This is a genomic window from Rathayibacter sp. AY2B3, assembly GCF_002931755.1.
Taxonomy (GTDB): domain Bacteria; phylum Actinomycetota; class Actinomycetes; order Actinomycetales; family Microbacteriaceae; genus Rathayibacter.
Genome location: NZ_PSUG01000046.1, coordinates 1 through 12,913 on the forward strand (window position 1 = coordinate 1; position 12,913 = coordinate 12,913).

Sequence of the window (12,913 nt, forward strand, 5' to 3'; positions counted from 1 at the left end):
GTAGCTGCTCGCGACGGCAGTGAGGTCGGACATGCCCGCGGGCACGTCCCACTCCCCGTTGAGGTACGCCGCAGAGGAGGGCCGAGCCCTAGGCCCTAGCGTGACCCCGTGACCCCCGCTTCCCCGCGCCCCGCCCGCACCGCCGCGGGCCTGCGCCGCACTCTGCTCGCTCTGACCGCGACCGTCGCGCTGCTCGCCGGCACCGCGGCTCCCCTCGCCTCCGCCGAGCCGGACCCGGTGCCGGTCGGGAACGACCACCTCGCGAACGGCGTCGCCGCCTGGGGGCGGTACCTCAACGGGGAGTGGGACGTGCCCGCGGGCATGTCCGACCTCACTGCCGTCGCGAGCAGCTACAGCCACACCCTCGCGCTCCACACCGACGGGACCGTCGTCGCCTGGGGCGCGGACCTCGAGGGCGAGCGGGACGTGCCGGCCGGGCTCCGCGAGGTGACCGCGATCTCGACCGGCTACCTCCACAGCATCGCCCTCACGATGGACGGAACGGTCGTCGCCTGGGGTGACGACCGCCAGGGCCAGACCGACGTCCCGGCCGGACTCGACGACGTGACCGCCGTCGCCGCGGGCAACTACCACACCCTCGCTCTGCGGGGCGACGGGACCGTGGCGGCCTGGGGCTCGGATCAGTTCGGAGCGACCGACGTGCCGGCGGGTCTCTCCGGAGTGGTCGCGATCGCCGCGGGCGGCTGGAACAGCCTCGCGCTGCGCGCCGACGGGACGGTCGTGGCCTGGGGCGGCGACGACAGGGGCGCGTACACGGCCCCGGCGGGGCTGGGCGACGTCACCGCCATCGCGGTCAGCTACTCCCACAGCCTCGCGCTGAAGCGGGACGGCACCGTCGTCACCTGGGGCGACCCCGACGACTCGGGCCTGCCGCGGGTCCCCGCCGACCTCCGCGGCATCACCGCGATCGCCGCCGGCATCGGCTTCAGCGTCCTGCTGACGTCCGACGGCACCGTCGTCTCCCTGCACCCCGAGGGCGACACCGAGCTGGACGTCCCGGCCGGGATCACCGGCGCCACCGGCATCGCGGTCGGCTTCAACCACGCCTTCGCGATCGGCCCGCTGCCGACCCTCACCGCAGACACGGCCGAGACGCTCGTCAAGACCGGGACCCGCTACTCCGCGACCTTCACGGCGTCCGGCCCGGCCGCGACCTTCGAGGTCTCCTCCGGCTCCCTTCCCGCGGGGCTGACCCTCTCGCCGGAGGGCGTCGTCTCGGGCCGGCCGACCACCGCCGGCGACTCCACCTTCACGGTGAGCGCGCGGAACGCGTACGGCACCACGGCCGGCACGCCGCACACGGTCACCGTGGTCCCCGCCAACACCCCACCCGTCGTGACGGTCGCGTACGTCACCGACGGCGCCTCCTACGAGAAGGGCTCGGAGCCGAGAGCCGCCTGCGCGATCACGGATGCGGAGAGCGGGACCTTCAGCGAGGAGGCCGTCGTCACCGGCACGCTCGTGAACGGCCTCGGCACCCGCACGGCGACCTGCACCTGGACCGACCCCGGCGGACTGAGCACGACCACCACCGCGACGTACCGGATCGTCGACACCGGCGTCCCCACCATCGCCGCGACGACCACGCCGGCGGCTCCCAACGCCGCGGGCTGGTTCCGCTCCCCCGTCTCGGTCGGCTTCTCCTGCGCCGACGCGGGCGGCTCCGGAATCCGCAGCTGCACCCCCGCGCGGATCCTGCGCGAGGGCCCCGGCCAGAGCGTCACCGGCACCGCCGTCGACAACGCGGGCAACCGCGCCACGACGACCCGCAGCGGCATCGACGTCGACACCACGAAGCCGCAGCTCGCGTTCACGTCGAAGCCCGAGGGGTCCTACCCCTCCGGCACCGCGTTCCCGGTGGCGCGCTGCCTCGCGGACGACGCGCTCTCCGGCCTCGACGGCGACTGCGTGATCACGGGCGGCGGCCGCTCCGTCGGAGCGCACGTGTACCGGGCGACCGCGACCGATCGGGCGGGCAACGTCTCGACCCTCACCGCGTCGTACACCGTGACCCCGTGGACGATCGGCGGGCTCAGCACCTCGGTGAAGAGCGTGGCCGCCGGCGCCGCGACCGGCATGACGTTCCAGGTGACGTCCACGTCGTCCGCGGGAACGTTCCGCCACTCCGCCCTCGCCGACGTGCGCAGCGTCACGCAGAAGCAGACCTCCTGCACCGCCGGCGCCGTCCTCACCGGAGCGCCGACGACCACGCTGACCGGACGCCTCCGCTACGACACCGCGACGAACCGCTACGTGAAGGCGTGGACAGTGCCCGCGAAGCCGGGCACCTGCTGGACGCTGACGGTCACGACGGCGGACGGCAGCACGGGGAGCGCCCGGTACTCGGTGAAGTAGCGGGGGCGGACGGCCGAGGCGCTCCGGTCAGGCTCCCGCCTCGGCGTACCGCTCCGCGAGCACGCGGAACGCGGCGGCCAGCTCAGGCGGCCGGGCCCCGGCCATCGGAGCGTCGAACCGGCCGAACGACGCGGCGAGCGCCTCCCACGACCAGGCACCGAGGGCGAGTCGGCAGCCCGCGTCGCCGAGGTCCTCCACCTCGCCGTCGCCCGCGTAGGGCAGGACCTCGGCGGCGGGCGCCGCCAGCACCACCGATCCGCGGCACGGCCACCCCTCCCCGGGCGCTCCGCCGCGGAACCGCGCCTCCAGGAATTCGGCGGGACTCCCGCCCGGCAGCGCCCGGCGAGGGAAGCGGGCTCCGCGGGGCGAGCGCGGCTCGAGCCGGTCCACGCGGAACACCCGCCAGTCGTCGCGGTCGAGGTCGAAGCCGATGAGGTACCAGCGGCCCCGGCGTGCGACCAGGTGGTGCGGCTCGACGCGGCGCACCGCCTCCGCGTACTCGAAGCGCAGCACCTCCCAGGCCCGGACGGCCGCCGCGACCGCGACCAGCCGCTCCGGAGGGACCGCGGGACCCGGCGCCGCCGCGACCGTGAAGCGCAGCGCATCTGCTCGGGGCCGGAGCCGGGCGGGCAGGACCTGCCGCACCGTCGCCAGCGCACGGGCCGACGCCTCCTCGAGCCCCGCGACCGGCGCGCGCAGGGCGGCGGTGAGGGCGAGCACCTGCTCGTCGTCGAAGAGCAGCGGCGGGAGCTCGGCGCCGGCCTCGAGCCGGTACCCGCCGTCGGGCCCCTTCGCCGCGTCGATCCGGTAGCCCATCGTGCGGAGCCGGTCGACGTCGCGGCGCACCGTGCGCGGCGCGATCCCCAGGCGCTCCGCGAGCACTCCGCCCGGCCAGTCGCGGCGGGTCTGCAGGAGGGAGAGGAGCAGGAGGAGCCGCTCGGTCGTCGTGGGCACGTCCCGAGGGTAGTTCGAGAAGAGGACCGGATCCGTCCTCTTCTCCTGCGAGCGTCGGGGCACCGGGTGATCGACCCGGCACGACTGCGAGGAGCGCACCATGAGCATCACCACCACGACCCACCTCAACTTCCGCGGACAGGCCCGGGAGGCGCTGGAGTTCTACGCCTCGGTCACGGGCGGCCGGCTCGACGCGATGACCTACGCGGACGCGGACGCCGTCACCGCGCCCGACGAGGCCGACCAGCTGATGTGGGGCCAGGTCGTCTCCGAGGCAGGCTTCCACGTCATGGCCTACGACGTCCCCGCGCACACGGCCCACGACCCGGGCACGATCCCGGTGTTCGTGTCGCTGCGCGGCTCCGACGCCGACGAGCTGCGCCGCCTCTGGGACGCGCTCGCGGAGGGGGCGACGGTGCTCGCACCCCTGGCCCCGGCGGCGTGGTCCCCCCTCTACGGGATGCTCCGCGACCGCTTCGGGGTGACGTTCGTCGTCGACCTCGAGGTCGCCTGGGGCTGAGGCCCGCGGGCTCGGCGGCCGATCGCGTCCCGCCGCGGACGCGCCGGCCGCCGACTCGGTACGCTCGGCACCGGATCCGGTCGGAGGGACGCTGCATGCAGGAGACGATCTCCGAGGCCCTCTCGCTGGTCACCCTCCCCCTCGGCGTGCTGTTCCTGCTCGCCGCGTTCGTCGCGGCGCTGGTCGACGGACGCTGGCTGACGACGACCGCCTACCTCGAGGAGGGTCCGCCGCTCGCGCTGCACTGGGTGACCCGGGCCGGCGAGGTCCGGTCGCGTCCGCTCTCCGCCGGGGATCCGCTGACGCCGGCGCGGTCGGACCAGCGGGAGGTGTACTACCGCGAGGAGGATCCGCACCGCATCCGCCTGCACCGGTGGAGCGACGCGGTGCGGGCGCTGCGCCTGACCGGCCTGATCCTGCTCGGGGCGGGAGCCGTCCTCGGGATCCTGTCGACGGCGCTGGCGATCCTCGCCTAGGCGGCGCTCGTGCGCGAGGATCGGACCCGTGGATGCGGAACGGGTTCTCGGTGACGGTCGGGCCGACGGGGTGTGGTGCCGGCTCGGGGAGCCGCTGACGGTCGCGCAGATCGCGCGCGGCGGGCCCGCGTGGCTGTGCCTGGACGCGCAGCACGGCGCGTTCGACGACGCCGCGGTCCTCGCCTCCCTGCGCGCGCTCGGCGCGGTGAGCGGGAGGCCGCCCGTCGGCGTCCGGGTCGCCGGGCTCTCCGACGCCCTGATCGGCAGGGCGCTCGACGCCGGCGCGGACATCGTGGTCGTTCCGATGATCGAGACGGTCGAGGAGGCGCTCGCGGCCGTCCGCGCCGCGCACTACCCGCCGCTCGGCCGCCGCAGCTGGGGGCCGATGACCGATCTCTGGGGCGCCGCTCCCCCGTCGGCCGCCGAGGCCCGCACCGCGCTCTGGGTCATGATCGAGACGCAGGCCGGCCTCGAGGCCGTCGATCGGATCCTCGCGGTGCCGGGCGTGAGCGGAGTCTTCGTCGGCCCGTTCGACCTCGCGATCGGCCTCGGCCGGGACCTGGCCGACCTGCTCGCCGCGGACGGGCCCGACGATCCGCTGCCGAGGATCGCCGCGGCGGCCCGGCGCGCGGGCAAGGGTGCCGGAGCCTACGCGGGCGACCGCGAGCGCGCCCGACTGCTGCGGGCGCTCGGCTTCCCGAGGGTCGCGGTCGCGACGGATCAGTCGCTGATCGCGCTCGGTACCGCGGCGGCGCTCGACACGGACGCCGGGTGATGAACTCGAGGCAGGGTATCGAGCCCGACGCGGGTCACCGGCGGGCGGTCCCGTCCGGGGGCCGCACGGACTCCGGCGGCTCGGGGACGAATCGGAGGCCGCCGGCGGAGTTCGCGAGGTCGGTGAGCGCCGCGATCCAGGCGGGGTTGATGCGGGGCATGCGGCCGCCGGCGTAGGTGTAGCGGAGTGTGTGCGAGGGGTGCAGCCAGATCGCGCTGCGGCCGTCGCTCATCCCGCTCTCGTCGCGCCAGCTGACCAGGCACGACTCCCCCCGGCGCAGCTTCGCGGTGAGGACGATCTGCAGGTGGGCGAGCACCCGGTCCTCGACGTCGATCTCGACCGATCCGTCGTAGTGCAGCTTCCCCATCGGCGTCTCCCGGCCTCGTCCTCGGAAGACGGGAGCGCCTCCGGCCCACCATCCTCGGGTGTCGTCCAGTGACCAGTTCGGGGCGGCGACAACCGGCGGATCTGCTGGTAGCAGCCGGGCTCAGGCCGGCGGGTTCGCCGCCATGAAGTCGCGCATCGGCAGCAGGTTCTGAAGGGGCGCGGAGTACCCGAAGCGGGGCAGGTCGAAGACCACTCCTGCGACTCCGGAGGATCCCATCGCCGCGATCCACTCGAGCGCGGCGGGCATCGGCACCTTCAGCACCCGCGACGCGTCCTCGTCGGAGAGGCCGGCGTGCAGCGCCCCGGCGCGGGCGCGCTCCCCCGTGGTGAAGGCGAAGACCATCGGCCCCGACTCCAGGCCGCCGACGAAGGGGGTGGGCGCGTCGTCCGGCCCCCGCGCGATGAAGCACCACATCGGCAGGGCGTAGACGCTGCGCCAGAGCGCGTCCATCGCGGCGAAGCTCTCGGGGTCGGCGCGCAGGGCCTCCGCCCGGGCGTCGATCTCCTCCGTCTGGTCCATGGGGCTCCCCTCGGCGCCGACGATCGGCGCGGACCTCCACGCTAACGAGGCTCCCGCTGGGCCGCACCCGCGATCGATCCGTCAGCGGCGGCCCGTCCCGGGGGCGCGCACGGGGCGCGGGCGACGGATCGAGGCGGCGGCGGATCGCGTCCGGGCGCTGATCCGCTCGGCCACTGGCCCCGTCCAGGCGGTTAGGTTAGGTTAACCTTCGCAACCCCCACCACCCCCTTCGAAGGATCGCCGTGCCCGCCACTCGCACCCCCCTCCGCCTGACCGCCGTCGCCTCGCTCGGCCTCGCCGCGCTGCTGCTCACCGCCTGCTCGGGAGGAGCCGACGCCGGCTCCGAGGGCACGTCCGAGAGCAGCGCCGCCTCGAGCGGCGAGGGCTTCCCCGTCACCGTCGACCACGCCTTCGGCAGCACCACCGTCGAGTCGGCCGACCGCGTCGTCGCGACGAGCTGGACCAATCAGGACGTGGCGCTCGCGCTGGGCGTGACGCCGGTCGGCTTCACCCGCGCCTCCTACGGCGACGAGGACGGCGACGGCCTGCTGGCGTGGACGAAGGAGGCGCTCGACGCCTCCGGTGCCGCGACGCCGACCCTGTTCGACGAGACCGACGGCGTGCCCTTCGAGGCGATCTCGGACCTCAGCCCGACCGTGATCCTCTCCGCGTACTCCGGCATCACGCAGCAGGACTACGACACCCTCAGCCAGATCGCCCCCACCGTCGCCTACCCGGGACTGCCCTGGGGCACCACCTGGCAGGACTCCGCGAAGCTCGACGGCGCCGCGCTGGGCCTCGAGGACGAGGCCGTCGCGAAGGTCGGCGAGGTCGAGAGCGAGATCACGCAGACCACCGCGTCCTACCCGCAGCTCGCGGGCACGACGTTCATGTACGGCTGGTACGACCCGACCGACGCGAGCACCTTCACCTACTACACGCCGAACGACGCGCGCGTGAAGTTCGTCGAGGACCTCGGGCTCGACGTCGCCCCCAGCATCACCGAGCTCTCCGGCGACTCGGAGGCGTTCAGCGGCACCATCAGCTCCGAGAACGCCGACCAGCTCGACGCCGACGTGCTCGTCGTCTACGGCGACGACACGACTCTCGCCGCGCTGCAGGCCGACCCGCTGCTCTCGAAGATCCCGGCCGTCGAGCGCGGCTCCGTCTACGTGCTGAAGGACGGCTCCTCCGCCGCCATGGCCACCTCGTCGCCCAACCTGCTGAGCATCCCGTGGGTGCTCGACGACTACACCGCCGGCCTCGCCGAGGCCGCCGACAAGGTGTCGTGACCCGCATCTCATCCACCCGGACGAGGGCGACCGCTCTGGCGGTCGCCCTCGTCGCGCTCGCCGTCGCGTCGGTCCTCTCGCTCGTGTACGGCTCACGCGAGATCCCGCTCGGCGAGGTCTGGCCGGCGCTGACCGCGCCCGACCCGGCGTCCATCGTCGACGCGGCCGTGCAGGGGCGGGTGCCGCGGACGGTCCTCGCGATCCTGGTCGGCGCCGCGCTCGGGCTCGCCGGAGCCGTGATGCAGGGCCTGACCCGCAACCCGCTCGCCGATCCGGGCATCCTCGGCCTCAACTCCGGCGCCTCGCTCGCGGTCGTGCTCGGGATCGCCGGGGTCGGCGCGACGAGCCTGCCGCAGTTCATCTGGCTCGCGTTCCTCGGCGCCGCGGCCGCCGGGGCGTTCGTCTACGCCGTCGCCTCGCTCGGCCGCGAGGGCGCCACTCCGCTCAAGCTCGCCCTCGCCGGAGCCGCGACGGCCGCGGCGCTCACCTCCCTCCTCAGCGCCGTCCTGCTCACGCAGGAGACCACGCTGAACCGCTTCCGCTTCTGGCAGGTCGGCGGAGTCGGCGGCGCCGAGACCGCGAGCATCCTGCAGGTCCTCCCGTTCCTCGCGGTCGGCGCGGTGCTGGCCCTCTCCAGCGCGCGGGGGCTCGACGCGCTGGCGCTCGGCGACGACCTGGCGACCGGCCTCGGCCGGCGCGTGGGGCGCATCCGCCTGGTCGCGGGGCTCGCGGCCGTGCTGCTCTGCGGCGCCGCGACCGCGATCGCCGGACCGATCGGCTTCATCGGACTGGTCGTCCCGCACCTCGCCCGCCGAGTCACCGGCCCCGCGCACGCCTGGCTGCTGCCCTCCTCCGCTCTGCTCGGCGCCCTGCTGCTGCTCGTCGCCGACGTGGTCGGCCGCGTGGTCGCCCGGCCGAGCGACGTCGAGGTGGGCATCGTGACCGCGCTGATCGGCGCCCCGGTGCTCATCGCGATCGTGCGCCGCTCGAAGGTGCGGGCGCTGTGAGGACCGCGGAGGCGCCCGTCGCGGCCGGCATCGCGGCCGGCCGCGCGCTCCGCCGTCGCCGCACGGTCCTCGGCTGCGCGGTCCTCGCGGTGCTCGCGCTGGCGCTCGTCATCGTCTCGCTCACGGTCGGCAGCACGGTCTACTCGGTGCCGGAGGTCGTCCGCGTGATCCTCGGCGAGACCGTCCCGGGCGCCTCCTTCACCGTGGGCACGCTGCGGCTGCCGCGGACGATCACCGCCGTCCTGGTGGGCGTGGGCTTCGGGATGGGCGGCGTGATCTTCCAGACGATGCTGCGCAACGCCCTCGCCAGCCCCGACATCATCGGCATCACCTCGGGGGCGAGCGCGGCGGCCGTCGTCGCGATCGCGTTCTTCGGCCTCTCGGGAGGCGCCGTCTCGGTGATCGCGGTCGCGGCCGGGCTCGCGACGGCCCTGATCATCGCCGGTCTGGCCGAAGGCGGCGGAGTGATCGGGGCGCGGCTGATCCTCATCGGCATCGGCGTCGCGGCGATGTTCCAGAGCGTGATCGCCTACGTGCAGACCCGCGCCGACTTCGAGGACGTCCAGGAGTCGCTGCGCTGGCTGACCGGCAGCCTCAACTCGGCCGCCTGGCCCTCCGTCCCGCCGCTCGCCCTGACGATGCTCGTGCTGGTGCCGCTGGCGCTGCTGCTGTCGGGCCGGCTCGGAGTGCTCCAGCTCGGCGACGAGTCGGCGACCGCGCTCGGGCTCGACGTGCGGCGCAGCCGGCTGGCCCTGCTCGCGGTCGGAGTCGGCCTCGTGGCCGTCGCGACCGCCGCCACCGGCCCGATCGCGTTCGTCGCCTTCGTCTCGGGGCCGATCGCGCGGCGGATCCTGCCGAGCGCACGCACGCTGCTGATCCCCTCCGCCCTGGTCGGCGCGGTCGTGGTGCTCGCCGCCGACCTGCTCGCCCAGTACGTCGTCGGCGCGCTGTTCTCGGGCGCGCGCTTCCCGGTCGGCGTCGTCACCGGCGCCCTCGGCGCCCCTTTCCTGCTCTGGCTCCTCGCCCGCCGCAACCGCTCCGGAGGCTCCCTGTGACCGACGCCCCGCCCACCCTCGTCGCCGACGCGGTCACTCTCGCCTACGACGAGCGCGTCGTGGTCGACGGGCTCTCGCTCGCCGTGCCGCCCGGAGAGATCACGGTGATCGTCGGCGCGAACGCCTGCGGCAAGTCGACGCTCCTGCGCGCCATGGCGCGGCTGATCACCCCGCGCTCCGGGAGCGTCCTGCTCGACGGGCGCGCGATCCACCGGCTCCCGACGCGCGAGGTCGCGCAGCAGGTGGGGCTGCTCCCGCAGACCCCGATCGCTCCGGAGGGGATCGCCGTCTCGGACCTGGTCGCCCGCGGCCGCTACCCGCACCGGGGCCTGTTCGGCCGCGGCTCCGGATCGGACGACGACGCGATCGTCGAGGAGGCGCTGCGCGACACCGGCACGCTCGAGCTCGCCGACCGCCCCGTGGACGAGCTCTCGGGCGGGCAACGCCAGCGGGTGTGGATCGCGATGGCCCTCGCCCAGCGGACCGACGTGCTCCTCCTGGACGAGCCGACGACCTACCTCGACGTGTCGCACCAGGTCGAGGTGCTCGACCTGCTCACCGACCTCAACCGCTCGCGCGGGACGACGATCGTGATCGTGCTGCACGACCTCAATCTGGCCGCCCGCTACGCCGACCACCTCGTCGCCGTGCGCGACGGCGCCTTGTACGCCTCGGGCACGCCCGCCGAGGTGGTGACGCCGGAGACGGTGCGCGCGGTGTTCGGGATGGAGTCGCGCGTGATCGAGGACCCGGTCTCGCGGACTCCGCTGGTGCTGCCGATCGGGCGCCACCACTCGGGCTGAGCCCGGCCGGTCGCGGCTGATCCCGAGCGGTCAGGGCTGAGCCCGGCCGGTCAGGCCGGCGCCGCGGCCAGGGAGGCGCCGTCGACGAGCGTGCAGCGGAGGAGCTGCTGCTCCCGCCGCGCGGGGTCGCCCTCGATGAGGATCTGCACCGCGCGGCGCCCCATGTCGCGCCGGGGCAGCTCGAAGCCGGCCTGCCAGCCGGTGCGGTCGGCCGATCCCGAGAGCGACACCAGCGACAGGTCGACCGGCACCGCCACCCCCTCGGCCTCGGCGGCCGCCTGCAGGAGGACGAACTGCTCCTCCTGCTCGGCGAGCACGACCGTGACGCCCTCGGCGGCGATCCGGCGGATCCACTCCCGCGGCGACGCCTCCGGCCCCGGGACGAGGTGGAGGAAGCCGTCGCCGAGCTCGGCCCGCGCGCCGGCCATGCGGTCGGTGTACGACTCGACGCCCTCACCGTGACCGGCGTAGGCGAAGCGGGTGTGGCCGAGGGCGCGCGCGCAGGAGATCAGCTCGCGGACGATCGACGCGTAGTCGGCGGCCACGTAGGGCACGGGTCCGCCGGCGTCGTCGCGGCGGCCGATGCTGACGAAGGAGAAGCCGCTGGCGTTGAGGAACTCGAGCTCCTCGCGGGGCATGTGCTGCCCGAGGAGGATGCAGGAGTCGGCCAGGCGCAGCCGTGTGGTGCCGCCGCTGAGGCCACCGCGGCGGCCGCCGACGCGACCGCTGGTCAGCAGGAGGAGGTCGATGTCGCGGTTCTGCGCCTCCTCCTCGATGCCGGCGAGGAACGGGTGGAAGAAGTCCTCGCGGTCGAGCGGGAACAGGCTCTCGTAGGTGTAGACGCCGATCATGCCGGTGCCGACCTGCTTGAGGCGGCGCGCGATGGGGTCGGCGACGTACCCCGTCTCCTGGATCGCCTTGAGGATCCGCGCGCGCGTCGCCTCCGGGACCCGCGCGAGCTGCTCACCCTTGTCGTTGAGCACGAACGACACCGTCGTCTGGCTGACTCCCGCGAGACGCGCGATGTCCTTCTGCGTGATCCGCGGCACCCGGACACCCCCGCTTCATCCTGGTAATAGGTATTACGTCTTGACCTCAGGCTAACCATGACGAAGGATCGCCGTACGCCCATCCGGGGCGAGAGAGGGCGGAACGTCGACGATGATGAATCCCGCAGACCCAGACAACCAGACCACGGACCCCCAGGGGCCCGATCAGCCGCACCGGTCCGATCAGCAGCACAGCCCCGATCAGCCGCGCAGGCCCGACAACTCCCGCCGGCTCTTCCTCGCCGGGGGCGCCGCCGCCCTCGCCGGCGCAGCGGGGGCCGTCGGCGCCGCCACTCCGGCCGCCGCCGCGCCCCCGGCCGACGCTCCCGGGCAGAAGAAGCGCCTGAGCGTCACCGAGGGGCCGATCTCGCCGCTCGACAAGGAGTTCCGCTGGGACGACCGCGCCGGCGCCGACAACACCCGTGCTGTGCAGGCGGCCATCGACAAGGCCATGACCGCTCCGGGCGGCGAGGTGTCGCTGCCCGCCGGCGAGATCCGGGTGACCGGCCTCGCGGTCGACTACCGCGGCTACCCGGTGCAGCCCGAGAACGGGCCGCCGTACGGCTACGCCGGGCCGAAGATCGTCGGTGCCGGCATGCGCCAGACGAGGATCGTCCAGATCGAGGGCTCGACCCGCGACATCTTCACCGTCTCCGGCCAGACCGGCGACGCGGCCGGTCCCGCCAACAACAACAAGGCCACCGGCGTCGTCCTCGCCGACTTCGAGATGACGGGCACGCCCTCCGGCGGCCACGGCATGTCGCTGCGCTCGCTGGTCAACTGCGAGTTCCGCAACCTGTGGATCCAGAAGACCGGCAAGTCGGGCGTCTTCCGCGAGCGCGCCACCTTCGTCTCGGGCGTCGACGACGAGTACTCCTACGCCAACTCCTGGAACAAGATCAAGATCGTCGCCCCCGCGCGCTGGGGCGTGGAGGACTCGGGCAAGGCCTCCATCGGCGGCTCGATGACCAACGTCGAGGCGATCAGCCCCGGCCTCGGCGGCTTCCTCCTCGCGCCGACGAACATGACGCTGCTCGACTGCCAGGCCATCGGCGGCACGGTCGGCCTCCGGTCGATCCGCAACGAGAACCGGCGCTCGGTCAACTCCGGCCTGACCCTGATCAACTTCCGCTCGGAGGGCTCCCGCGACGGCTGGGAGGTGCTGATCGAGGCGGGCACGAGCCACATGATCGTGAACCCGAACTTCTTCCCGACCTCGGGCGCGAACTGCCTCGGCGTCGGCCTGACGAACGGCGGAGCGGACTTCGAGGTGCGCAATCTCACCGTCCTCGGCGGCTTCTACGGGCTCAGCCTCGGCCGCTTCCCGCAGCAGAAGGCCATCGTGCTGGGCAGCGACTCCTCGCAGACGCGCCTCGTGAACCCGTTCATCGAGCGCGGCGCCGCGGGAGTGGACGAGGGCTCGCTGATCGTCGACGACGGGCGCCTGACCTCGTTCGAGCTCGGCCGCGGCCGGGTGGAGCGCGCGGCCGGCTACACCACGGTCGCCCGCGCCCCCGAGACCATCCCGACCCCTCCGGCCGGACAGGTCAACGAGGGCTGGGAGCGCTCCGGCGACACCTGGCGGAAGGTGGCCGTCTTCCCCGACGGGCACCGCGTCGTCATCGCCTCCTGACCCCGAGGCGGCGGCGCCCTCCGCGCCGCCGCCTCCCCCCACCGCACACGGAACGAGCACCAGAAC

At 74.2% G+C, this 12,913-nt stretch carries 13 protein-coding genes; 9 read left to right on the forward strand and 4 right to left on the reverse strand.

Annotation, left to right across the window (positions count from 1 at the left end; translation table 11 throughout):
- The first annotated feature begins 108 nt into the window (after window positions 1–108).
- On the forward strand, window positions 109–2,376 hold the full coding sequence (locus tag C5C24_RS14170) for a putative Ig domain-containing protein (RefSeq protein ID WP_104305275.1): 2,268 nt from the start codon (window positions 109–111) through the stop codon (window positions 2,374–2,376).
- A gap of 27 nt (window positions 2,377–2,403) precedes the next feature.
- On the opposite strand, the gene C5C24_RS14175 is transcribed toward C5C24_RS14170, so the two are convergent.
- Entirely contained in the window at window positions 2,404–3,330 is a 927-nt protein-coding gene (locus C5C24_RS14175; RefSeq protein WP_258065272.1) for a YafY family protein, read from the reverse strand.
- 100 nt (window positions 3,331–3,430) lie between these two features.
- On the opposite strand from C5C24_RS14175, the gene C5C24_RS14180 reads away from it, so the two are divergent.
- The 3 genes from C5C24_RS14180 to C5C24_RS14190 all read left to right on the forward strand — a co-directional run bounded on the left by C5C24_RS14180 (window position 3,431) and on the right by C5C24_RS14190 (window position 5,101).
- Window positions 3,431–3,850 carry a VOC family protein gene (locus C5C24_RS14180; RefSeq protein ID WP_104282110.1) on the forward strand — a complete coding sequence of 140 codons (420 nt, stop codon included), beginning with the start codon at window positions 3,431–3,433 and terminating at the stop codon, window positions 3,848–3,850.
- A gap of 95 nt (window positions 3,851–3,945) precedes the next feature.
- A complete protein-coding gene (locus tag C5C24_RS14185) occupies window positions 3,946–4,326 on the forward strand; it encodes a hypothetical protein (RefSeq protein WP_104305276.1) in 381 nt (126 codons plus the stop codon).
- Window positions 4,327–4,354: 28 nt separating this feature from the next.
- The gene (locus C5C24_RS14190) at window positions 4,355–5,101 is read left to right on the forward strand and encodes an HpcH/HpaI aldolase/citrate lyase family protein (protein WP_181135547.1); all 747 of its coding nucleotides are present in this window, start codon (window positions 4,355–4,357) and stop codon (window positions 5,099–5,101) included.
- Window positions 5,102–5,135: 34 nt separating this feature from the next.
- On the opposite strand, the gene C5C24_RS14195 is transcribed toward C5C24_RS14190, so the two are convergent.
- Together C5C24_RS14195 and C5C24_RS14200 are read right to left on the reverse strand one after the other, a co-directional pair.
- Window positions 5,136–5,468, reverse strand: coding sequence for an ATP-dependent DNA ligase (locus tag C5C24_RS14195; RefSeq protein WP_104305278.1), 333 nt, complete (start codon window positions 5,466–5,468; stop codon window positions 5,136–5,138).
- 120 nt (window positions 5,469–5,588) lie between these two features.
- On the reverse strand, window positions 5,589–6,008 hold the full coding sequence (locus C5C24_RS14200) for a hypothetical protein (RefSeq protein ID WP_104277523.1): 420 nt from the start codon (window positions 6,006–6,008) through the stop codon (window positions 5,589–5,591).
- A gap of 242 nt (window positions 6,009–6,250) precedes the next feature.
- On the opposite strand from C5C24_RS14200, the gene C5C24_RS14205 reads away from it, so the two are divergent.
- The 4 genes from C5C24_RS14205 to C5C24_RS14220 are packed head-to-tail and all read left to right on the forward strand — an operon-like array spanning window position 6,251 to window position 10,165.
- Window positions 6,251–7,300 (forward strand): iron-siderophore ABC transporter substrate-binding protein, encoded by a 1,050-nt coding sequence (locus C5C24_RS14205; RefSeq protein WP_181135548.1) that lies wholly within the window; start codon window positions 6,251–6,253, stop codon window positions 7,298–7,300.
- Window positions 7,297–8,307 carry an iron ABC transporter permease gene (locus tag C5C24_RS14210; RefSeq protein WP_104305279.1) on the forward strand — a complete coding sequence of 337 codons (1,011 nt, stop codon included), beginning with the start codon at window positions 7,297–7,299 and terminating at the stop codon, window positions 8,305–8,307. Before C5C24_RS14205 ends, C5C24_RS14210 begins: the two co-directional genes overlap by 4 nt.
- On the forward strand, window positions 8,304–9,362 hold the full coding sequence (locus C5C24_RS14215; RefSeq protein ID WP_104305280.1) for an iron chelate uptake ABC transporter family permease subunit: 1,059 nt from the start codon (window positions 8,304–8,306) through the stop codon (window positions 9,360–9,362). Before C5C24_RS14210 ends, C5C24_RS14215 begins: the two co-directional genes overlap by 4 nt.
- The gene (locus tag C5C24_RS14220) at window positions 9,359–10,165 is read left to right on the forward strand and encodes an ABC transporter ATP-binding protein (protein WP_104277526.1); all 807 of its coding nucleotides are present in this window, start codon (window positions 9,359–9,361) and stop codon (window positions 10,163–10,165) included. The genes C5C24_RS14215 and C5C24_RS14220 overlap by 4 nt, the downstream gene beginning before the upstream one ends.
- Window positions 10,166–10,215: 50 nt before the next feature.
- On the opposite strand, the gene C5C24_RS14225 is transcribed toward C5C24_RS14220, so the two are convergent.
- A complete protein-coding gene (locus C5C24_RS14225; RefSeq protein WP_104277527.1) occupies window positions 10,216–11,214 on the reverse strand; it encodes a LacI family DNA-binding transcriptional regulator in 999 nt (332 codons plus the stop codon).
- A gap of 112 nt (window positions 11,215–11,326) precedes the next feature.
- Here C5C24_RS14225 and C5C24_RS14230 point away from each other — a divergent pair, with 112 nt between their 5' ends.
- The gene (locus tag C5C24_RS14230; protein WP_104305281.1) at window positions 11,327–12,847 is read left to right on the forward strand and encodes a hypothetical protein; all 1,521 of its coding nucleotides are present in this window, start codon (window positions 11,327–11,329) and stop codon (window positions 12,845–12,847) included.
- Window positions 12,848–12,913: the final 66 nt, after the last annotated feature.

Excerpts from the sequence above, each read along its gene's own strand:
- C5C24_RS14180 (WP_104282110.1), top strand. The coding sequence starts at position 3,431 with ATGAGCATCACCACCACGACCCACCTCAACTTCCGCGGACAGGCCCGG.
- C5C24_RS14185 (WP_104305276.1), top strand. The coding sequence starts at position 3,946 with ATGCAGGAGACGATCTCCGAGGCCCTCTCGCTGGTCACCCTCCCCCTC.
- C5C24_RS14195 (WP_104305278.1), bottom strand. The coding sequence starts at position 5,468 with ATGGGGAAGCTGCACTACGACGGATCGGTCGAGATCGACGTCGAGGAC.
- C5C24_RS14200 (WP_104277523.1), bottom strand. The coding sequence starts at position 6,008 with ATGGACCAGACGGAGGAGATCGACGCCCGGGCGGAGGCCCTGCGCGCC.
- C5C24_RS14230 (WP_104305281.1), top strand. The coding sequence starts at position 11,327 with ATGATGAATCCCGCAGACCCAGACAACCAGACCACGGACCCCCAGGGG.